The following is a 19,895-nucleotide window of genomic DNA, read 5'->3' as shown; positions in this document are numbered from 1 at the left end:
AGGAGGGGACAGCGTTGGCTCGTTTGTACGAGAAATACCGGAACCAGGTGGTCCCGGCGCTGATGAAGCAGTTTAACTACAAGAACCCGTTGCAGGTGCCTCGCCTCGAGAAGGTCGTGATCAACATGGGGCTTGGCGAGGCGACGCAGAACCCGAAGGTGATCGACGCAGCGGTCGAGGACCTGCGCGCGATTGCGGGTCAGCAGCCTGTCGTCACGCGGGCAAAGAAGTCCATCGCGGGATTTCGGCTCCGCCAGGGCATGCCGATCGGCGTGAAGGTGACGCTGCGGGGCGAACGGATGTATCACTTCCTGGATAAGCTCATGAATCTCGCTCTTCCGCGGGTGCGGGACTTCCGCGGCGTGTCGCCTCGCTCGTTTGATGGGCGCGGGAACTACACGCTGGGCCTGCGGGAGCAGTTGATCTTCCCGGAGATTGACTACGACAAGATCGACAAAGTCCGCGGCATGGAGGTCGTGGTGGTGACGACCGCGAAGACGGACGAAGAGGCGCGGGCGCTTCTGACCGAGTTGGGAATGCCGTTCCGCCAGTAACCGAAAGGGAGGTCCTACGGTGGCCAAGAAATCGATGATTATCAAGGCGCAGCGGAAGCCGAAGTTCAGCACTCGGGCGTACACGCGCTGCCGCATCTGTGGTCGGCCGCATTCGGTGTACCGCAAGTTCGGCGTGTGCCGCATCTGCTTCCGCGAGCTGGCATACAAGGGACAGCTGCCGGGCGTAAAGAAGGCCAGTTGGTAATCGGCAAGTGGAAGGAGGCGAGCTCGCATGATGACGGATCCGATTGCAGATATGCTCACGCGCATTCGCAACGCGAACCTCGTTCGGCATGAGAAAGTGGAGGTTCCGGCTTCCAAGGTGAAGCGCGCGATCGCGGAGATTTTGAAGAACGAGGGTTACATTCGGGATGCGGAGTACATCCAAGACGGCCCGCAAGGAACGATTCGCCTGTTCCTGAAGTACGGCAAGAACAACGAGCGCGTGATCACCGGCTTGAAGCGGATCTCCAAGCCCGGGCGGCGCGTGTACGTGGGTCATGAGGACTTGCCGAGGGTGCTTGGCGGCCTTGGCATCGCGATTATCTCGACGTCGAAGGGGATTATGACGGATCGCGACGCGCGCAAGCAGGGCGTGGGCGGCGAAGTCATTTGCTACGTGTGGTAAGTCGGGACGACGGGAGGTGCAAGGAATGTCTCGTATTGGACGCAAACCGATTCCGATCCCGGCTGGGGTCGAGGTGTCGGTGAACGGCACGGAGGTCGTGGTCAAGGGGCCGAAGGGCCAGCTGACCCGGCGCGTGCATCCGGAAATGAAAGTGCTGGTGCAGGACAACCAGATCATCGTGGAGCGTCCGTCCGATGAAAAAATCCACCGTTCGCTGCACGGGACGACGCGGAGCGTCATCGCGAATATGGTGGAAGGCGTGACGAACGGCTACACGAAAAACCTCGAGCTCGTGGGCGTCGGCTACCGCGCTGCAAAGCAGGGGACCAAGGTGACCCTTTCGGTGGGCTTCTCGCACCCGGTCGAACTGCCGCAGGTCGAGGGCATCGAGGTGGAGGTTCCTGCGCAAAACCGCATCGTCGTGCGGGGCATCGATAAGGAACTCGTGGGGATTTACGCTGCAAAGGTGAGGTCCATTCGGCCGCCCGAGCCGTACAAGGGCAAGGGGATCCGCTACGAGGGCGAAAACGTGCGGCGTAAGGTCGGCAAGACCGGCAAGAAGTGATGCTGGCGACTGCGCCGCGTGAGCAAAGGAGTGATACGCGTGATTACCAAGCCTAACCGCAACGAAGCGCGCAAGCGGCGTCACGTGCGGGTTCGGTCGAAGGTGTTTGGGACGCCCGAACGCCCCCGGCTGAACGTGTTTCGTTCCAATAAACATATTTACGCCCAGCTGATCGACGACACGGTGGGGCACACCATCACGTCGGCTTCGAGTCTGGAAAAGGGCTTTGAGGGCAACGGCGGCAACATCGAGGGTGCTCGCCAAATCGGTCGGCTCATCGCGGAGCGCGCGCTTGCGAAGGGATACAAGAAGGTTGTGTTCGATCGCGGCGGTTACCTGTACCATGGGCGCGTTCAGGCGCTTGCAGACGCGGCTCGTGAAGCGGGGCTCGATTTCTAATCAGGCAGAGAGGAAGGTGTACACGTGCGCATTGACCCGAATCAACTGGAGCTGACGGAACGGGTTGTCCATGTGAATCGCGTGGCGAAGGTCGTGAAAGGCGGCCGGCGCTTCTCGTTTTCTGCGCTGGTCGTGGTGGGCGACGGTCACGGACACGTGGGCGCGGGCCTTGGGAAGGCGCAGGAAGTTCCGGACGCCATTCGCAAGGGCATCGAGGATGCAAAGAAGCACCTCATCGAGGTGCCGATGCGCAAGACGACCATTCCACACGAGGCCCTGGGCCATTTCGGCGCAGGCAAGGTGCTCGTGAAGCCCGCGCCGGAAGGTAGTGGCGTGATCGCCGGCGGGCCGGTTCGCGCGGTGCTGGAGCTCGCCGGAATCAAGGACATCGTGACGAAGTCGCTCGGGTCGAACAATCCGATTAACATGGTGCACGCGACCATCGACGCGCTGAAGCAACTCAAGCGGCCGGAGGAGGTCGCGCGGCTTCGCGGAAAGTCGCTTGAAGAGATTCTGTGAAGAGGAGGCGTAGGCGGTGGCGAAGAAGCTTGCAATTCGGCTCGTTCATAGCCCCAACGGACGCCAACCCGTGCAGCGCAAGACGGCCGCGGCACTAGGGTTCCGCAAGTTGTATCAGACGGTGGTGCGCGAGGATACCCCGGTGATTCGCGGTATGGTGGACCGCATTCGCCATCTGGTTGAAGTGACCGAGGTCGAAGAGTAAGAAGGAGGTGTGACGGATGAAACTGCACGAGCTAAAGCCCGCCGAGGGTTCGAAGCATCGCAAGAAGCGCCTGGGCCGCGGTACGAGCTCTGGCCACGGCAAAACGTCCACGCGGGGTTCCAAGGGCCAGTGGGCGCGGTCCGGAGGCGGCGTTCGACCCGGTTTCGAAGGCGGTCAGACGCCGCTGTTCCGCCGATTGCCGAAGCGCGGTTTTACGAACGCCCGCTTTAAGAAGGTGTACGCCACGGTGAACGTGGAGCGCCTGAACGTGTTCCCGGCAGGAACCGTGGTGACGCCGGAGTTGTTGCTCGAACGCCGGATCATTCGCGAACCGCTGGACGGGCTGAAAGTTTTGGGCAAGGGTGATCTGCAGGTGAGCCTGACGGTGAAGGCCCACGCGATCTCATCCTCGGCACGGGAGAAGATTGAGGCCGCGGGTGGCACCGTCGAGGTGATCTGACGTGTGGCAGGCCATTGCCAACCTGTGGCGCCTGAAACATCTGCGGAAGCGGATCTTGTTCACGCTGATGGTTCTTGCCGTGTACCGGATTGGGACGTACATTCCGGTGCCCGGCATGAACGTCAGCGCGCTGAACGCGGGAGCGGGAAACAACGCGCTGTTCAGCCTCTTGAACATGTTCTCCGGCGGAGCGTTTTATCGCTTCTCGATCTTCGCGATGAGTGTCACGCCGTACATCACCGCGTCGATCATCGTTCAGCTCCTGCAATCCGGGGTCATTCCGCGATTTGAGGAGTGGCAAAAGGAGGGTGAATCCGGGCGGCAGAAGCTGACCCAGGTCACCCGGTATTTGACCGTCGCGCTCGGGCTGCTCCAGGCGGCGGGCTTCACGTATATGTTCGCTCGCTCAGGGCTTCTCTTGCCGGGGGCGAACAATTGGTGGTCGTACGTCGTCATTGTCGTGACGCTGACCGCCGGCGACACGCTCCTGATGTGGTTTGGCGAAATGATCACCGAAAAAGGCGTCGGGAATGGCATCTCGCTTCTGATCTTCACGAGCATCCTGTCCCGCTTCTCGACGCTGGGGCAAGAGGTGTACGCAAGCTGGTTTATGAACCAGTCGAGCCACCTCTTTCTCGGGATCCTGAAGACGTTGATCCTGATCGCGGGCATCGTGATCATCTTCGCGCTGATCGTGCTCGTGCAGCAGGCAGAGCGGAAGATCCCCGTGCAATATGCCAAGCGCGTGGTGGGCCGGACGGTGTACTCGGGCCAACAGTCGTACATCCCCATCAAGCTGCTGGCGGCGGGTGTGATTCCGGTGATCTTCGCGATCTCGCTGTTGTTTCTGCCGTACACGATCGCTTCGTACTTTCAATCGCATCACTGGGCCGAGTTCATTCTGCGCTACCTGAGCCCGCAGACGGGGTGGTTCATGGGCGCGGAAGTCATCCTGATCATCCTGTTCACGTTCTTCTACACGCACGTGCAGATCAACCCGCAGCAGCTGGCCGAGCAACTCCAGAAGCACGCGGGCTTCATTCCCGGCGTGCGTCCCGGTCATGACACGGAAATGTACATCATCAAGGTCATCAACCGGGTCACGGTCTTCGGGTCGGTGTTTCTGGGTGTGATCTCCGTATTGCCGTTTGTCCTTCTGGGCGCCATGAACCTAACCGATTACAACATTCAGGGCACGTCGCTCATCATTCTCGTCGGTGTCGCGCTGCAGACCATGCAGCAGATGGAGGGCCAGTTGCTCCAGCGCCAGTACCGGGGATTCATCCGCGAGTAGCGGGGCGGGTAACGGCTGGTCGCTCGCGCAAGGAGGGAGATGTCCGTGCAGGTCATATTGATTGGATTGCCTGGTGCCGGGAAGGGGACGCAAGCCGCGAAGATCCAGGCGGAGTTTGGGATTCCGCATGTTTCGACGGGAGATATGTTCCGGCAGGCGATTGCCTCCGGGAGCGATCTCGGCCGGCAGGTGAAGGCGTATCTAGACTCCGGACGCTTGGTGCCCGATGAGACCACGGTCGCTGTGGTGCGCGACAGGCTGCAGCAGCCGGACGCGGCCAAGGGCTTTCTGCTCGACGGCTTTCCGCGCACGGTGCCCCAGGCGCAGGCGCTCGACGATCTGCTCCACGAGCTTCACAAGCCGCTCGACTGTGTGCTGTACATTCACGTCGACCCCGCGGTGCTGAAGGAACGCCTGACGGGTCGCCGCATATGCAGGTCTTGTGGAGCGACGTACCACATCAAGTTCCAGCCTCCCAAAGTGGAGGGGGTCTGCGACGTGTGCGGCGGGGAACTGTATCAGCGCGCGGACGATACTGAGGAAGCCGTGGCCACCCGGCTCGAGCAATTTAAGCAGACGGAGCCCCTCATCGCGTACTATGAGGAGCGGGGATTGCTCAGGCGGATCGACGGGGAGAAGCCCATCGACCAAGTTCATGCGGACGTCCTCGCGGCCCTGGCGCCCTTCCAGAGGTGAAACGGAGCGCGATGGGGATACCTCGAGAGCTCCCTCCGGTAGGTTCGTACGTCGAAGTGATCCAGGGGCGAGACGCCGGCCTGGTGGCCGTGGTCCTTGCGCACGAGGGTGACCGGTTTGTGCGCATCGCCGACGGAGACGTGCGACGGGTGGAGAAGCCGAAGAAGAAGAACGTGGCCCACATTCGGCGTATCCATCGCATGGCTGAAACGATCGCCCAGAAGCTCGCGGAAGGCGGGCGCGTGACGAATGCGGAACTCCGCCACGCGGTGAGAATGTTGATGGAGTCGCAGATGCGAACGGCAAGCGGACAGGGAGAACGTGAGCAAGGGGGGATATGAAATGGCAAAGGATGATGTGATTGAAGTCGAAGGCACGGTGATCGAGCCTTTACCCAACGCAATGTTTCGCGTCGAGTTGGAGAACGGGCACAAGGTCCTGGCGCACGTGTCGGGCAAGATCAGGATGCATTACATCAAAATCCTGCCGGGCGATCGCGTCACGGTCGAGCTGTCGCCGTACGATTTAACGCGTGGCAGGATTACGTACCGCTACAAGTAATGGAGTGCTGGCATTCGCGGAGTCGTTGCGGTATGATACCGCAAGTGGAGGAGGGGTAGTTGTGAAAGTCCGTCCTTCCGTCAAGCCCATGTGCGAGAAGTGCAAGGTGATTCGCCGCAAGGGCAATGTGATGGTGATTTGCGAGAATCCGAAACACAAGCAGCGCCAGGGCTGACGTTGTGAACCGTCACGGCGGGATCGCTTGGGGCTTCCACGAAGACAGCGCGGCTGGTCCTTCCACGCGGCCTGCGGCCGCATATCGCGTCCGCGGGTGGGCGTGAAGGGACTGTCTTCGTGTTTGCATACAAATCTCTGAGTCAAAAGCTGGACGCGGCAGCGAACGCGAGGTGCGGTCCTGTACAAGCCCAGCGGTTTAGGAAGCACATTGGAGGTGCAGTTTGTACATGGCACGTATTGCCGGCGTCGACTTGCCGCGCGATAAGCGCGTCGAGATCGGACTGACGTACATTTACGGCATCGGCCGCACGACGTCCAACAAGATTCTCGCGGCCACGGGCATTGATCCGAACAAGCGCGTGCGCGATCTCACCGAGGACGAAGTCGTCCGTTTGCGCGAAGAGATTGAGCGCAACTACAAGGTCGAGGGTGACCTCCGCCGCGAAGTTGCGATGAACATCAAGCGCCTGATTGACATCGGGTGTTACCGGGGCATTCGGCATCGCCGTGGACTCCCGGTGCGAGGCCAGCGCACGAAGACCAATGCGCGCACTCGAAAGGGTCCACGCCGCACGGTCGCAGGCAAGAAGAAGTAATCTCTGGAGGTGTCATCGTTGGCAAACAAGGTCACAAAGCGCCGTGGCTCGTCGACGAGTGCCCGCCCGCGCCGCCGAGATCGGAAGAACATCGAGGTGGGCGTGGCCCACATCAAGTCGACGTTCAACAATACGATTGTCAGCATCACGGATCCGACGGGCAACGTGATCTCGTGGGCGTCGGCCGGCACGGTCGGGTTCAAGGGATCGCGCAAGAGCACGCCGTATGCTGCCCAGCTGGCAGCTGAAGCCGCAGCGCGGACGGCCATGGAACACGGCATGAAGTCGGTTGAGGTGCTGGTCAAGGGCCCGGGTGCGGGCCGCGAGGCGGCCATCCGCTCGCTGCAGGCGGCCGGCCTCGAGATCACGGGCATTCGGGATGTCACGCCCATCCCGCACAATGGCTGCCGCCCGCCGAAGCGCCGCCGCGTCTGACGAGGTTCGGGTTGTTCATCGCGAGGTATAACAATTCATGGAGGTGTCCATCCTAGAATGGCAAGGTATACAGGGCCCGTGTGCCGTCTGTGCCGCCGCGAAGGCATCAAGCTCTACCTCAAGGGCGAGCGGTGCTTCAGCGAGAAGTGCGCTGTCGACAAGCGGCCATACGCACCGGGACAACATGGACAAGGTCGCAAGCGGACCACCGAGTACGGCATGCAGCTGCGGGAAAAGCAAAAGGCTCGCCGCTACTACGGGGTGTTGGAAAATCAGTTTGAACGCTACTACGAAGAGGCTGCGCGCCGGCGCGGCGTGACGGGCGAGACGTTGCTTCAGCTCCTGGAGAGCCGGCTGGACAATGTCGTGTACCGGCTTGGCTTTGCGGCGTCTCGTGCGGAGGCCCGTCAACTGGTGCGCCACGGCCATATTCAGGTGAACGGGCGGCGCGTGGATATCCCCTCGTTCCTCGTCAAGGAGGGCGATGTGGTGGCGGTGCGCGAGAAGAGCCGCGACAATGCGCGCCTGAAGGAGCTTGCCGAGCTGATTCCTGGCCGCACCATTCCGGCATGGCTCGAGCTCGACGCCCAAAATTGGACGGCAAAAGTGTTGCGCCGCCCTGCGCGCGACGAGATCGACGCCCCTGTGCAGGAGCAGCAGATCGTCGAGTTCTACTCGCGTTAATCTGGGGTGAACGCTGGATCGTCTAGCCAGCTCCGAGCGTCGACGAGTACCACTCCCAAGGAGGATTAGGAATGATCGAGATAGAGAAGCCGCGGATCGAGATTGTGGAACAAACCGGCGACTACGGGAAGTTCGTATGCGAACCGCTGGAGCGCGGCTACGGTACGACGCTCGGCAATTCACTTCGCCGCATCCTGCTGTCCTCGATTCCGGGGGCGGCGGTGCGGTCCGTGAAGATCGAGGGCGTGCTGCACGAGTTCTCCACGATTCCTGGCGTCGTCGAGGATGTTACGGAGATCATTCTCAATCTCAAACGGCTCTCGTTGAAAATTCATTCCGACGAAGAGAAGACGCTGATCATCGACGCCGTGGGCCCGGGAGTGGTGACGGCTGGCGACATCCGCGCGGATTCGGACGTCGACATCATGAATCCTGACCTGCACATCGCGACGCTGACCGAAGGGGCGCGCATTTATATGGAGATGCGCGCCGGCCGGGGGCGCGGATATGTGCCGGCACACCGCAACAAGCCGGAGGAGCAGGAGATAGGGCTCATTCCCATCGACTCGTTGTACTCGCCTATCTCGCGCGTGAACTTCTCAGTGGAGAACACGCGCGTGGGTCAGATCACGGACTACGACAAACTTACGCTCGAGGTCTGGACGGACGGGAGCGTTGCGCCAGATGAAGCGGTCTCCATTGGGGCCAAGATCTTGACGGAACATCTGATGCTGTTTGTCGGTCTGACGGATCGGGCGCGGGACACGGATCTCATGGTCGAGAAGGAGAACGTGCACAACGACAAGATCCTCGATATGCCGATTGAGGAGCTTGACTTGTCCGTTCGCTCCTACAACTGCCTGAAGCGCGCGGGCATCAACACGGTGGCGGAGCTCTGCGCGAAGTCGGAAGAAGAGATGATGAAGGTGCGCAACCTCGGCCGCAAGTCGCTCGAAGAAGTGGTCGAGAAGTTGCATGCGCTTGGGCTTAGTTTGCGCAAGGACGACTGAGCGATTCGTTGCAAGGGAGGGAGACGCATGGCATATCGCAAACTGAATCGGACCTCTTCGAGCCGCAAAGCGTTGTTTCGCAGCCTGGTGACGGACCTGTTTCTGTACGAGCGGATCCAGACCACCGAAGCCAAGGCGAAGGAACTTCGCTCCATTGCCGAAAAGATGATCACGTTGGCGAAGCGGGGCGATCTGCATTCCCGCCGCTTGGTGGCGCGCTATGTGCGCCGCGAGACGCTGTCGCCGGTCGGCGAAGGTCCGGACGCCATTCAGAAGTTGTTCAGCGACATCGCAGAGCGGTACAAGGACCGCAACGGCGGGTACACGCGCATTGTGAAGGTGGGCCCGCGGCGCGGCGATGCTGCTCCGATGGTCGTGATTGAACTCGTGTGAGGGTGGGGCGTGTGAGCCGTGGGCGCCGCATACGACTCGTGTTGGGCTATGACGGGTCGGGCTTCCACGGCTTTGCCCGTCAAGAGGGGCTGCGCACGGTCCAGGGTGTCCTGGAGGATGTGCTTCTGCGCATGCTGGGCACGGAGATCCCGGTCGAAGGCTCTGGGCGCACGGATCGCGGCGTGCATGCGCGCGCGCAGGTGGTCCACTTCGACTTGCCCTACGGCCCACCTGTCGAGCGGATGGTGCACGTATTGAGGCGGCGTCTTCCCGCGGACATCCTTCCGCGCGCTGCGGACGAGGTGGACGAGGCATTTCATGCGCGCTTCTCCGTTGTGCGAAAGACCTACCGATATACGCTGGATTTGGCCCCGCTGCCGAGCCTCTATTGGTACAAATTCAGTTGGCACGTGCCTGAGCCGCTCGATCTCGACGCGATGAAGGAGGCCGCGAAGCACCTTCTGGGCGAACACGACTTCACTTCCTTTTGCGCCGCAGAGGCGCCTCAGCGCGACAAAGTGCGGCGGTTGGACCGCGTCGACTTTCGCCGAGATGGCTCTCGCCTCCATGTGGAATTCGAAGGCAACGGCTTTCTCCAGTACATGGTCCGCATTTTGGTCGGAACGCTGGTCAAGGTGGGCAGAGGCAAGGAAAGCCCGGATCGCATCCCGGACATCTTGGAGGCGCGCGACAGGCGGCTCGCTGGCGAGACGGCGCCGCCGCATGGGCTGTGCCTGTGGAACGTCGAATATCCGTCGGCGTACGGCGGCAAAGTCATTGATCTGAGTGACGATTTATAATAAAATTGTGCAGGTATTTGACCCACTCGATCCCCGTTCCATCGGTAGGTCAAATTGCATCGTTCGGAGGGAACCTGGATGCGGACGACATACATGGCGAAGCCCGGCTCTGTCGAGCGCAAGTGGTATGTCATTGATGCCACGGGTTGGCGCGTGGGCCGCTTGGCGACGCAAATTGCCATGATTTTGCGTGGCAAGCATAAACCCGAGTTCACCCCGCACGTCGACACGGGCGATTTTGTGATTGTGGTGAATGCGGACAAGGTTGTGTTCACGGGGCGCAAGCTGGATCAGAAAAAGTACTACCGCCACTCGGGTTATCCGGGCGGTCTGAAGGTCACGACGGCGCGTCAGATGTTGAATACGCACCCTGAGCGCGTATTGTACTACGCCGTGCGTGGCATGTTGCCGCACAACTCGTTGGGCCGGCAGCAGCTGAAGAAGCTGCACGTGTATGCGGGCCCCGAGCATCCGCATGCGGCGCAAAAACCGATTCCGTTCGTCCCTGGCGAGACGCGGGAGTAAAGGAGGGGCTTCAAGATGGCAAGTGTGCAATACTGGGCTGTGGGCCGTCGCAAGACCTCCGTCGCTCGCGTGCGCCTGCTACCGGGCGACGGCAAGATTGTGGTCAACAAGCGGCCGATGGACGAGTACTTCGGGCTGGAGTCGCTCAAGTTGATTGTGAAGCAACCGCTTCTCCTGACCAACACGGTCGGGCAGTATGATGTCTACGTGAACGTGCGCGGCGGTGGGATCTCCGGTCAGGCTGGCGCCATCCGCCACGGCATCAGCCGCGCGCTCCTGAAGGTGGATCCGAATCTCCGCCCGACCTTGAAGCGGGCGGGCCTCCTGACGCGCGATGCGCGCATGAAGGAGCGCAAGAAGTACGGACTGAAGGCCGCTCGTCGCGCGCCGCAGTTCTCGAAGCGTTAATACCCAAACCGCCTTGGATGCGTTGCCGAAGGGCTGTCGTCATTCCCGTCAGGGAATGGGGCAGCCCTTTTGCTGCACACTTGCGTGCGGGTGCCCATAGGATCTCGTCGGTCCGCTCGACGCCTCATGATTCCCTGTCCCCTTGCGCACACTGAGGTCAGCATGATGCGCCGGAGGGGGCAAGAGGATGCTCGGAAAGCACAAGCATGTGCCACTCGCATTCGCCGCCATGGCAATGCTCGTCGGGACGACCTCTCTCGTCGTGCCCGTCCAGGATGCGCGAGCGGCATGGTTTCGCCCGCTCCTGCATAAGGTGAATGCAAACACGCGGGCAGACGGGCTCGACGGTAAGGTCATCGTCGTGGACGCAGGCCACGGTGGACGAGATTCAGGGGCCCGAGGCGTAGGCGGGATCGAAGAAAAGGACATCACGCTCGCCGTCGCGCACAGGCTGGCGCGCTACCTGCAGCAAGGGGGCGCCATCGTCGTCATGACGCGGACGGCGGACACCGACCTTGCGACGGAGCGCGATCGCGCCATGAAACAGCGCCACCTTGGAGACCTGCGGGGCAGGCTCGCCGTCGTGCGCCGCCAGCGGGTGGACGCGTTCGTGTCCATTCATTGCAACAGTGCGCCTTCTCCGGACTGGCGGGGCGCGCAGGTCCTGTACCTGCGGTCAAATCCACATGCGAAACAGCTGGCGTCTGCGATGCAGGAGGCGTTTCGGGCGGAGTTGCTGCCCACAAACCGCGACGTCCAGGCCAACCGGACCCTGTTTCTCCTCAAGCGCATCGAGGGGCCCACAGTGCTGGCCGAGATCGGCTTTGTGTCGAACCCGGAGGAGGCGCGGGCGCTTACGACTCCTGCTTATCAGGAGCGGGTGGCTTTCGCCATGTATGAGGCCTTGGTCCGGTATTTTAGCGATCCGGCCGCGCAACAAATCGGCGAACCCGACGCCGCGCACGGACCGGAGCCAGGCGCGTGATCCAAGCCGGAGCGTGATCCAAGCCAGGCGCGTGACCCACGTGGTGGTGCGACCGAGCCCGTGCCCGCGCAAGACACGGGACGTGGAGGGGTTGCGATGCAGCGCCGACGGCGTAAACGCGGTTTGGGTGGCCTCGGCTTCGCTGTGGGTGTGGGGATAGCCATCCTCGGCTTTGTCGCATCTCCCTATTGGATGGCCGACCGCTTGGGGCGGCCGGCGTCGGCGATGCGGCCGAACACGGGTTCCGGTCATGTGCTCCCGCTCCTCCTCCAACGGGCGCCCTTCGACTGGGAGGGGCGCCCGGTCTATGTGTTGACCAACGCCTCGTCCACCGTCCTCCAGCACCTCGTCATCCGCAGCTGGGAGGGAGATCTCCTTCCTCTTCTTTACATCGCCCGCACCGCCCCGGCCGTTCCTCCCACGCGCCCGCTTGCTCATCCGCCTTATGCGCTGTCACCGGGCTGGTCGGTCTGGTTTGTCGGGCAGGAGCAACCATGGCCCCGCTACGTCATCAACTGGCTGACGCCCGCGGGAGTAAATGAGTACCAGGTGGTCTCGGCTCGTTTGGTTTCCCCCGCTTGATGATGTACACTAAACGCAGCGTTGCACATGAAACGCAGCGTTTCCTGCACATTGGCCGTCTCGCAAGCAAGGGGGTTTCGTGATAGATGGTGACACGGGAGCAAGTCATCGAGGCGCTCAGGGACGTCAAAGACCCTGAGGTCGGCCGCAGCATCGTGGAATTGGACATGGTGCCTTCCGTCGAGATCGACGGAGGCAAAGTCACGGTGGAAGTGTTGCTCACCATTCGCGGGTGTCCGCTCTCGAACGTCATCGAGCGAGAAATTCGGGAGCGGCTCACGCAGTTGGACGGCGTGACGGATATTGAGGTGCGCGTTGGGCACATGACGGACGAGCAGCGCGCGCAGTTTGCCGCCAAGGTGCGCGGCATGGCGAGGGCAAACGCCGAGGCGCAACAGGCCGAACTGCCGCCGATTCTGCGCCAGCAAGGAAGGCAGTTCCTCGCCATCGCCTCGGGCAAAGGCGGCGTGGGCAAATCGACTGTGACCGCCAACCTGGCTGTCGCGCTCGCGCGCAAGGGCTACCGGGTGGCGCTCATCGACGCCGACATCTACGGCTTCAGCATCCCGGTGATTTTCGGCATTGAGGGCGTCAAGCCGGCGACCATTGAAGACCTGATTATGCCGGTGCAGGCTGAAGGCGTGAAGATCATGTCGATGCAGTTCTTCGTGCCGGAGAACACCCCGGTGGTCTGGCGCGGTCCGATGCTCGGCAAGACGCTCCGCAGCTTCTTCGGGCAGGTGCACTGGGGCGATGTCGACATCGTGCTTCTCGATCTGCCGCCGGGCACGGGGGACGTGGCGCTGGACGTACACACGCTTTTGCCACAGAGCAAGCAGCTCATCGTCACGACGCCGCAGGCGGCGGCGGCAGAGGTGGCGGTGCGCGCCGGCCTGATGGGCGTGCGCACGAACCACCAGGTCATTGGTGTGGTCGAGAACATGGCCTATTTCGTCTGCGAGTCCTGTGGCGAAACCGCGTACCTGTTCGGCCGCGGCGGGGGCGAGCGTGTGGCAGAAGCCCTCAATACCGCGCTGCTCGCCGAAATCCCGATTGCAAATCAGGAGAAGGAGCGCGCGGGAATTTTCGCGGCGGATTCCTTGCATGGCCAAGTGTTTGCCAAGCTGGCCGACCGGGTTGCGGAAGCCATGAATCTCGAGGCGCCCCGGGAGTTAAGGGCGTAATCTCTAGGATGTTCTTCGCGTTCGAAGCACCGCATTTGAAGCCCCTGGCCCCATCGGGAGGGCCGGGGGCTTCGACAACACGTCAAGCGGCACATGCGCGCGTGGTTCCATTCACGTCTCGCGCCCATGTGCCGCTTTGCTTGGTCCAGCCCTTTGAGGTCTTCACGAGGACGAACCCGACTCCTCTGACGAGTTGCTCGACTTGTCCTGCGATCCGCCCTTTTCTCCTTGTCCTTGTCCACCCGCTGTGGCCTGTCCTGCCTGCATGGCCTTTTGCACGGCGTCCTGCACGGTCTGTTGGAATTGCACCTGAAAGGTGGGCGACGCCAGGGTCTGGAGGATCACCTTCTGCAGCTCGGAGCGAAACTCGGGCCCCTGCATCATGGTTTGGAGCGACTTCATGAACTCATTCGATTGCAGAAGCACGAGCATATCCTGCTGGAAGTTCGGATCCTTCATCAGGCTCTCCACCGTGTCCTTCAGTTCGGGCTGCGCGGCCTTGGCGAGCGCTGCTGCAAATTGCGGATCCTTGGCAGCCTCGGTCAAAAACGACTGTGTCTGTTTGGACTGAATGAAATCCGTGAGCGCCTGCTTGACCTCGTCCGGCGAGGCCATCAGCTGATTTTTGAACTCCGGGTTTTTCAGGGTATCCAAGAGCGCCTGCTGGCCTTCCTTCGAATTGAGGATGTCCACGACCATCTGTTTGGTCTGTGCGTAGCTTCCGCCTCCGCCTTCTCCGCTTGCGCTCACGTCAGCCCCGGCGTTCATGCCACAGCCAGTGGCGGCGAGAGCCGCGAGCCCGATAGCCACGAGGCGCGCAAGCTTGTTTTTCACGCAAAGCCCCTCCTCAACACCCGGTTTATCGTCAGTATGCGACGCTCCAGGCAGGTCTATCCCCAGGCGTGGCGGCCCGCCGCACACCCTCACTGGACCTTGGATTGAACGCTGGCGCCCGCCAACAGCTCGGAGACGGTGACGAACCGGTAGCCCTGCTGCCGAAGCGATTCAATGATGCGCGGCAGGGCCTCCACAATCTGTTTGGACGAGTCGCTCGCGTGCATCAGGATGATATCGCCAGGCACCACGCGCTTCGTGACGCGGTTGACGATCGCGTCGACGCCTGGGTTTTTCCAGTCAAGCGAATCGGTGTTCCATTGGACCACCGTGTAGCCCATGCTCGTCAGGCAGCGGATGACGCGCGGATTCAAGTCGCCATTTGGCGTCCTGAACAGCTTCGGCTTGACCCCAGTGACCTGTTGAATGGCCTTGTCTGCGAGCATCGCCTGTTCTCGAATCCAAGAGTCCGGGTAATTGGAATAGTCCTTGTGCAGGTACCCATGGCTGCCAATTTCGTAGCCCATCGCCTTGATTTTCTTTGCGATGTCCGCGTGGTGCATGGTCCAAGGACCGCTCAGGAAAAACGTCGCCTTGGTCACGCCGCACTTCTTGAGTGTCTCGAGAACCGGTTCGGGCGTGCGGTGCCCCCATGAGATGTCGAACGTGAGAGCGACCACCTTTTCCTTCGTGTCCACCTTGTAAATGGCCCTTGGGGCTTGCGCTTGGGACTCAGCCGCATGCACCCATCCTGCCCCAGCGCCCATCGCCGACAGCGCGCACGCGCATGCAGCCAGAAGTGAGAGTGTTCCCGTTCGGATTCGCTTCCACAAGCTCAGCATCTGCCAACCTCCCTTGTGAATCTGCCTGCAGTGTTTGCACCCTCCGCATTGCGTATTCCCTCGGAAGCGCGCGATGGGGACTGGGCACCTCTTGTGACCAATCGCAGGCAAAGCCCATAGCTTACGATCAGCGACTCACCCAGGAGGCGATGATGATGCTGATGCTCGCGCTCGGCGACTCCATTACATACGGCTATGGTGCGAGTGCCCCGGAGAAGCGCTTTGCGGACCGGCTTCGCGCCCGGTTTGCTCGCCAGATGCGGACGACGCTGCACGTGCAGGCCAAACCCGGGTGGACGGCCAGGCAACTGTTCAAGTCGCTCCAGGACCTTCCCGCCTGTATCGTGGAAGAAGCTGAAATTGTGACGCTCATGATTGGCGGCAACGACCTGTTGCGCAGCGCACCGGCGCTCCTGACCCACCGCAGGGACGTCCTCGAGGACGTCATGCGCAGAACGGAGGAGGACGTGGAGCGGCTCGTGGAATGGTGCAAGCGGCCGCACAGCACGTTTGGCATTGCAACGCTCTACAATCCCTTTCCCAACTTCTCGCTGGCCGAGGATGTCACCCAGGCCTATAACGATCGCGTCCGTCGCATCGCCCTTCGCCATGGCCTGGTTGTCGTGGAGGCTTACAAGGCGTTTCGCGGCCACGAACAGGAATTTGTCGAGCACTATCGGAGCGGTCAATTCCGCGACTTGCGCTTGTTCCGCAATCCGATTCATCCCACGGACGAGGGTCACGAGGCCCTGGCCAAGTCGTTCTTTCAGGCTTTGCAGCGGGCGCGTTCCAAGGAGCGCGCAAGGGCGGCGAGCGGGCGCGCAGCGCGTCGGGCCTAAACGCGGCATCTGGCAGCGGCTGTCTTGACTCGGGGGCTCGGGTAGGAAACAATGGGAACGAGACTCCCCGACGGGCAGGGGGCTGGCTATGGACGCGTGGTTCGCCGCAATTCGTGACTTTGGGTTCAAGGACGTCATCGACATCCTGTTCGTTGCCTTTATGATTTATTACTTGCTGCTTCTGATTCGAGGGACACGGGCGGTACAGCTCCTGAAGGGTGTCATCGTCGTCGTCGTGGTCACCATGGTGTCGAGCCTGTTCAACCTGTCCGCATCCAATTGGCTCTTGAACCGCATTATTGAAATCGGGCTGTTCGCCATTCCCGTGGTGTTTCAGCCGGAGCTTCGGCGTGCGCTCGAGCAATTGGGCCGAGGGAGCCTGTGGAACTTCACGCTTCTGCTGCACGAGGAACCGAACATGGTTCACACCGTGAGCGAGATCGTCAAGGCCTGTCAGGTGCTCGCCAAGACGAAGACGGGCGCTCTCATCGTCATCGAGCGCCAGACGGGCTTGAACGAATACATTGAGACGGGGACGCGCCTCGAAGCGCGCGTGAGTACGGAGCTGTTCATCAACCTGTTCATTCCCAACACGCCGTTGCACGACGGGGCCGTGATCGTGCGGGGAACGCAGATTATGGCCGCTGGCTGCGTGCTTCCGCTCACGGAAAACCGGAGCCTGGACAAGCAGCTTGGCACACGTCACCGCGCGGGGCTCGGGATCACGGAGCAGTCGGACGGCGTAAGCGTGATTGTGTCGGAAGAAACAGGCCAGGTGTCGGTGTGTGTGGACGGCGTCATGCACGGGCACCTGGATGAGGAGCGATTGAACGAGTTGTTGATGCGGCTCGTGGTCCCTCAAAAGACGGGCGCGCTTTCCTTCTGGAATCGAAAGGCGGAGTCGCGATGATGGATAGGCTGCTGAACAACAAGGTGGCGCTTCGCCTGATCGCGCTCGTCCTCGCGTGCATTCTCTGGCTCGCCGTGCACGCGGAGCAGGGGTCGGGGTCCTCCGCGTCCACGGGAGTGACCGAGTCGTTCGAGCTGCCGGTGCGGGTGGAAACCTCGGCCGACGAGGTGTTGGTGTCTCAAGTTCCGACCATCACCGCCCGGGTGACGACGAACCTGTTGAGCCTGCCGACGCTGGCCTCGGATATGATGAAAGCCGAGATCGTCGCGGACGCCGAAAATCTGGGCCCGGGCACGTACACGTTGCACGTGGCGGCCGTCAACATGCCTGCAGGGGTGCGATCGTACACGCTAACGCCTTCCACCATCACGGTGACGTTGGAGCCCAAAGTGACGGTGGAGCGAACGGTGCGGGTGAACGTGGTCGGCACGCCAGGGCAGGGATATGTCCTCGGCAAGCCCGAGCTCGGCGCGGGGGTCGTCGAGGTCTCGGGCGCCGAATCCAGTGTGCAGGCCGTGGCCGAGGTGGCGGGCGTCGTGGACGCGAGCGGCCTGTCGCAGACGGCGACCAAGCTCGTCGAGTTGTTGCCGCTTGACCAAGCGGGCAAGGCGGTGCCGGGTGTGACGGTCACGCCATCCGCGATTTCGGTCACGCTGCCGATCACGTCCGCCAATCAGGCGGTGAAGCTGACGCCTGCGGTCACCGGCAGCCCTGCGCCTGGATACGCCGTCGCCTCGGTGCACCTGGAGCCCGCGAGCGCTGTGGAACAGGGGCTAGCGGCCAGCCAGCTTCCGCAGCGCGGGCTCCTCGTGCCCATCGACGTCACTGGATTGAACCGGCCCACGACGGTGTCGGTCCCGGTGCCGCTTTTGCCGGGGATGACGAGCGTTTCGCCCACGGCAGTGACGGCCGTGATCGACGTGGAGCCGTCCGCCGTCTACACCGTTTCGAACGTCCCGGTGGCCATCACGGGCGCGACGGGTGTCAAGCTGGTGACGCCTCGGACCGTGAATGTCACGGTGACGGGGATCGAGGCCGACGTGCGCGCGGTGGAGAGGGATCCGGCCGCGGTGCAGGCGTTTGTGGACGCGACCGGGTTGACACATGGCTCGGCGACGCTGCCGATTCAAATTCGGCTGCCGTCCGGTCTGTCGGCGGTGAGTGTCTCTGTGCGGACGGCCACGGTGGAGGCGGTGCCATAGACCGCGCCGGTCCGCCAAACACTGCATCTTTGCACGAATCGGCTTCTGTGGCACAATGTTTGCGTTGTGAGAGGAGCGTGGATGGGTGGGCAAATGGTTTGGCACGGACGGCGTGCGCGGTGTCGCCAATCGGGAACTGACGCCTGAATTGGCCTTTCGGTTGGGCCGCGTTGGCGCGTATGTTCTGACGGCGCGGCGGCCGGGATCGCGCATTGTCGTGGGCAAGGACACCCGCATCTCGGGTGACATGTTGGAGACGGCGCTGGTGAGTGGGATCCTGTCGACGGGCGTGGACGCGCTGCGGCTCGGCGTGATTTCGACGCCAGGCGTCGCTTACCTGACGCGGCTTCTCCGTGCGGATGCGGGCGTGATGATTTCGGCATCCCACAATCCGGTGGCGGACAACGGCATCAAGTTTTTCGGCGGGGACGGGTTCAAGCTGCTCGACGAGATGGAGGAGCGCATGGAGGCGCTGTTGGCGGAGGCGGAGGATCAGCTTCCGAGGCCCATTGGGGACGGCGTCGGCCGGATGTACGATGAGCCCGCGGCCGAGGCGTACATCCGCTTTCTGGTCCAGTCGGCGCGCGTGCGCTTCGACGGCGTGAAGGTGGTGCTCGATTGCGCAAATGGGGCGGCGTCGTTCATCGCGCCTGAGGTGTTTCGGCGCCTGGGCGCGGACGTGATCGTCATTCATGCGAATCCAGACGGCGTGAACATCAACGTCGACTGCGGATCGACCCACCCGCACATCGTGCAGCGCGCGGTGCTCCAGCACGGAGCGGACCTGGGGCTATCCTTTGATGGCGACGCGGATCGCTGCATCGCGGTGGATGAAAATGGCGAGGTGGCGGATGGCGACTTCATTATGGCCATTCTCGCGCGCGCGATGAAGGAAAAGGGAGAGTTGCGCGGGGATAAGGTCGTGGCCACGGTCATGTCGAACCTCGGCTTCATCAAGGCCATGGGCGATCTCGGCATCACCGTGCTGCGCACGGCGGTGGGAGATCGGTACGTGATGGAGCGGATGCGCGAGGAGGGCGCGTCGCTCGGCGGAGAGCAGAGCGGACACATCATTCTCCTGGATCACACCACGACGGGTGACGGGATGCTGACGGGCGTGAAACTGGTTGAAGCCGTGGTCGAGAGCGGCAAACGCTTGTCGGAGCTCTCGCGGGTCATGACGCGGTATCCGCAGATCTTGGAGAACGTGCGCGTGCGCGACAAGCGCGCCTGGCGCGACAACGCGGCCATCCAAGCGGCGCTGAAGAAGGCGGAGGCGGAGCTCGGGGACAGCGGCCGCGTGTTGGTGCGCGAGTCTGGGACGGAGAACCTCGTGCGCGTCATGGTGGAGGGCGTCGACGAGAAGAGCCTGCGCCGCGTGGTTGGCGAGATCGTCCAGGTCATTGAGGCGGAGCTCGGCGTCTAAACGTGGGCGCAATGGGAAGGGAGGGATGCCTGGCGAGGAACCGGGGGGGCTTTTTCTCGTAGAATGTCACATGCGGCTGTGAATCTGGTACGCAGCGCATGCAAAGCGCCTGGACTCGGCGAGGTGTCGAGTTGACGCGGAGGAGGTTGGCGAAAGATTCGGCGGATGCCTCCCGGTGCCCG

30 protein-coding genes are annotated in these 19,895 nt (G+C 62.1%); 28 read left to right on the top strand and 2 right to left on the bottom strand.

Annotated elements, in window-relative coordinates:
• Positions 1–14: 14 nt before the first annotated feature.
• The 24 genes from rplE (at position 15) to BW934_RS04215 (ending at position 13,660) form a co-directional block, all read left to right on the top strand.
• The gene (gene rplE / locus BW934_RS04330) at positions 15–554 is read left to right on the top strand and encodes a 50S ribosomal protein L5 (RefSeq protein WP_076345501.1); all 540 of its coding nucleotides are present in this window, start codon (positions 15–17) and stop codon (positions 552–554) included.
• A 19-nt stretch (positions 555–573) separates the two neighbouring features.
• Positions 574–759, top strand: a complete 186-nt coding sequence (locus BW934_RS04325) for a type Z 30S ribosomal protein S14 (protein ID WP_008339767.1) — start codon at positions 574–576, stop codon at positions 757–759.
• A gap of 27 nt (positions 760–786) precedes the next feature.
• Positions 787–1,182: a 30S ribosomal protein S8 gene (gene rpsH, locus BW934_RS04320; protein WP_076345499.1), complete on the top strand. Its 396-nt coding sequence runs from the start codon at positions 787–789 to the stop codon at positions 1,180–1,182.
• Positions 1,183–1,207: 25 nt separating this feature from the next.
• Positions 1,208–1,747 carry a 50S ribosomal protein L6 gene (gene rplF / locus BW934_RS04315; protein ID WP_076345497.1) on the top strand — a complete coding sequence of 180 codons (540 nt, stop codon included), beginning with the start codon at positions 1,208–1,210 and terminating at the stop codon, positions 1,745–1,747.
• A 39-nt stretch (positions 1,748–1,786) separates the two neighbouring features.
• Positions 1,787–2,146 (top strand): 50S ribosomal protein L18, encoded by a 360-nt coding sequence (rplR, locus tag BW934_RS04310; RefSeq protein WP_076345495.1) that lies wholly within the window; start codon positions 1,787–1,789, stop codon positions 2,144–2,146.
• 24 nt (positions 2,147–2,170) lie between these two features.
• A complete protein-coding gene (rpsE, locus tag BW934_RS04305) occupies positions 2,171–2,665 on the top strand; it encodes a 30S ribosomal protein S5 (RefSeq protein ID WP_076345493.1) in 495 nt (164 codons plus the stop codon).
• A 16-nt stretch (positions 2,666–2,681) separates the two neighbouring features.
• Positions 2,682–2,870 carry a 50S ribosomal protein L30 gene (gene rpmD, locus BW934_RS04300; RefSeq protein ID WP_076345491.1) on the top strand — a complete coding sequence of 63 codons (189 nt, stop codon included), beginning with the start codon at positions 2,682–2,684 and terminating at the stop codon, positions 2,868–2,870.
• Positions 2,871–2,886: 16 nt separating this feature from the next.
• On the top strand, positions 2,887–3,330 hold the full coding sequence (gene rplO / locus BW934_RS04295) for a 50S ribosomal protein L15 (RefSeq protein ID WP_076345489.1): 444 nt from the start codon (positions 2,887–2,889) through the stop codon (positions 3,328–3,330).
• A gap of 1 nt (position 3,331) precedes the next feature.
• Positions 3,332–4,624, top strand: coding sequence for a preprotein translocase subunit SecY (gene secY, locus BW934_RS04290; RefSeq protein WP_076345487.1), 1,293 nt, complete (start codon positions 3,332–3,334; stop codon positions 4,622–4,624).
• 45 nt (positions 4,625–4,669) lie between these two features.
• Entirely contained in the window at positions 4,670–5,320 is a 651-nt protein-coding gene (locus tag BW934_RS04285; RefSeq protein WP_076345944.1) for an adenylate kinase, read from the top strand.
• Between the two features lie 11 nt (positions 5,321–5,331).
• Positions 5,332–5,661 (top strand): KOW domain-containing RNA-binding protein, encoded by a 330-nt coding sequence (locus tag BW934_RS04280; protein ID WP_076345485.1) that lies wholly within the window; start codon positions 5,332–5,334, stop codon positions 5,659–5,661.
• Position 5,662: 1 nt separating this feature from the next.
• Complete coding sequence (infA, locus tag BW934_RS04275) at positions 5,663–5,881, top strand: translation initiation factor IF-1 (RefSeq protein ID WP_006445797.1); 219 nt, start codon at positions 5,663–5,665, stop codon at positions 5,879–5,881.
• A gap of 61 nt (positions 5,882–5,942) precedes the next feature.
• Positions 5,943–6,056: a 50S ribosomal protein L36 gene (gene rpmJ / locus BW934_RS04270; protein ID WP_008339738.1), complete on the top strand. Its 114-nt coding sequence runs from the start codon at positions 5,943–5,945 to the stop codon at positions 6,054–6,056.
• Between the two features lie 229 nt (positions 6,057–6,285).
• A complete protein-coding gene (rpsM, locus tag BW934_RS04265; RefSeq protein ID WP_012811919.1) occupies positions 6,286–6,654 on the top strand; it encodes a 30S ribosomal protein S13 in 369 nt (122 codons plus the stop codon).
• Between the two features lie 18 nt (positions 6,655–6,672).
• Positions 6,673–7,089 carry a 30S ribosomal protein S11 gene (gene rpsK / locus BW934_RS04260; protein WP_067846458.1) on the top strand — a complete coding sequence of 139 codons (417 nt, stop codon included), beginning with the start codon at positions 6,673–6,675 and terminating at the stop codon, positions 7,087–7,089.
• A 57-nt stretch (positions 7,090–7,146) separates the two neighbouring features.
• Positions 7,147–7,773, top strand: coding sequence for a 30S ribosomal protein S4 (rpsD, locus tag BW934_RS04255; protein ID WP_076345483.1), 627 nt, complete (start codon positions 7,147–7,149; stop codon positions 7,771–7,773).
• A 71-nt stretch (positions 7,774–7,844) separates the two neighbouring features.
• The gene (locus BW934_RS04250) at positions 7,845–8,783 is read left to right on the top strand and encodes a DNA-directed RNA polymerase subunit alpha (RefSeq protein ID WP_076345481.1); all 939 of its coding nucleotides are present in this window, start codon (positions 7,845–7,847) and stop codon (positions 8,781–8,783) included.
• Positions 8,784–8,810: 27 nt separating this feature from the next.
• The gene (gene rplQ / locus BW934_RS04245) at positions 8,811–9,176 is read left to right on the top strand and encodes a 50S ribosomal protein L17 (protein ID WP_076345479.1); all 366 of its coding nucleotides are present in this window, start codon (positions 8,811–8,813) and stop codon (positions 9,174–9,176) included.
• 11 nt (positions 9,177–9,187) lie between these two features.
• The gene (gene truA, locus BW934_RS04240) at positions 9,188–9,976 is read left to right on the top strand and encodes a tRNA pseudouridine(38-40) synthase TruA (RefSeq protein WP_076345477.1); all 789 of its coding nucleotides are present in this window, start codon (positions 9,188–9,190) and stop codon (positions 9,974–9,976) included.
• 78 nt (positions 9,977–10,054) lie between these two features.
• Positions 10,055–10,501, top strand: a complete 447-nt coding sequence (gene rplM / locus BW934_RS04235) for a 50S ribosomal protein L13 (RefSeq protein WP_076345475.1) — start codon at positions 10,055–10,057, stop codon at positions 10,499–10,501.
• Between the two features lie 15 nt (positions 10,502–10,516).
• Entirely contained in the window at positions 10,517–10,909 is a 393-nt protein-coding gene (gene rpsI / locus BW934_RS04230; protein ID WP_076345473.1) for a 30S ribosomal protein S9, read from the top strand.
• Positions 10,910–11,096: 187 nt separating this feature from the next.
• Positions 11,097–11,894, top strand: a complete 798-nt coding sequence (locus BW934_RS04225) for an N-acetylmuramoyl-L-alanine amidase (RefSeq protein WP_076345471.1) — start codon at positions 11,097–11,099, stop codon at positions 11,892–11,894.
• Between the two features lie 96 nt (positions 11,895–11,990).
• The gene (locus tag BW934_RS04220) at positions 11,991–12,476 is read left to right on the top strand and encodes a hypothetical protein (protein WP_076345469.1); all 486 of its coding nucleotides are present in this window, start codon (positions 11,991–11,993) and stop codon (positions 12,474–12,476) included.
• An 86-nt stretch (positions 12,477–12,562) separates the two neighbouring features.
• Positions 12,563–13,660, top strand: coding sequence for an Mrp/NBP35 family ATP-binding protein (locus tag BW934_RS04215; protein WP_076345467.1), 1,098 nt, complete (start codon positions 12,563–12,565; stop codon positions 13,658–13,660).
• 162 nt (positions 13,661–13,822) lie between these two features.
• Here BW934_RS04215 and gerD read toward each other — a convergent pair whose 3' ends face one another.
• A complete protein-coding gene (gene gerD, locus BW934_RS04210) occupies positions 13,823–14,494 on the bottom strand; it encodes a spore germination lipoprotein GerD (RefSeq protein WP_076345465.1) in 672 nt (223 codons plus the stop codon).
• A gap of 89 nt (positions 14,495–14,583) precedes the next feature.
• Entirely contained in the window at positions 14,584–15,336 is a 753-nt protein-coding gene (gene pdaB, locus BW934_RS04205; RefSeq protein WP_076345463.1) for a polysaccharide deacetylase family sporulation protein PdaB, read from the bottom strand.
• A gap of 152 nt (positions 15,337–15,488) precedes the next feature.
• Between pdaB and BW934_RS04200 the strand changes: the two genes are divergently transcribed.
• The 4 genes from BW934_RS04200 (at position 15,489) to glmM (ending at position 19,713) form a co-directional block, all read left to right on the top strand.
• On the top strand, positions 15,489–16,175 hold the full coding sequence (locus BW934_RS04200; RefSeq protein WP_234969559.1) for an SGNH/GDSL hydrolase family protein: 687 nt from the start codon (positions 15,489–15,491) through the stop codon (positions 16,173–16,175).
• Positions 16,176–16,263: 88 nt separating this feature from the next.
• Positions 16,264–17,085: a diadenylate cyclase CdaA gene (cdaA, locus tag BW934_RS04195; protein ID WP_076345460.1), complete on the top strand. Its 822-nt coding sequence runs from the start codon at positions 16,264–16,266 to the stop codon at positions 17,083–17,085.
• A complete protein-coding gene (locus BW934_RS04190) occupies positions 17,082–18,287 on the top strand; it encodes a CdaR family protein (protein WP_076345458.1) in 1,206 nt (401 codons plus the stop codon). Before cdaA ends, BW934_RS04190 begins: the two co-directional genes overlap by 4 nt.
• A gap of 85 nt (positions 18,288–18,372) precedes the next feature.
• A complete protein-coding gene (gene glmM, locus BW934_RS04185; protein WP_076345456.1) occupies positions 18,373–19,713 on the top strand; it encodes a phosphoglucosamine mutase in 1,341 nt (446 codons plus the stop codon).
• The last annotated feature ends 182 nt before the right edge of the window (positions 19,714–19,895 follow it).

It is taken from the genome of Alicyclobacillus vulcanalis (assembly GCF_900156755.1).
Lineage (GTDB): Bacteria > Bacillota > Bacilli > Alicyclobacillales > Alicyclobacillaceae > Alicyclobacillus > Alicyclobacillus vulcanalis.
Note: the sequence above shows the minus strand (reverse complement) of the source record. Positions and strands in the feature narration are given on the sequence as shown.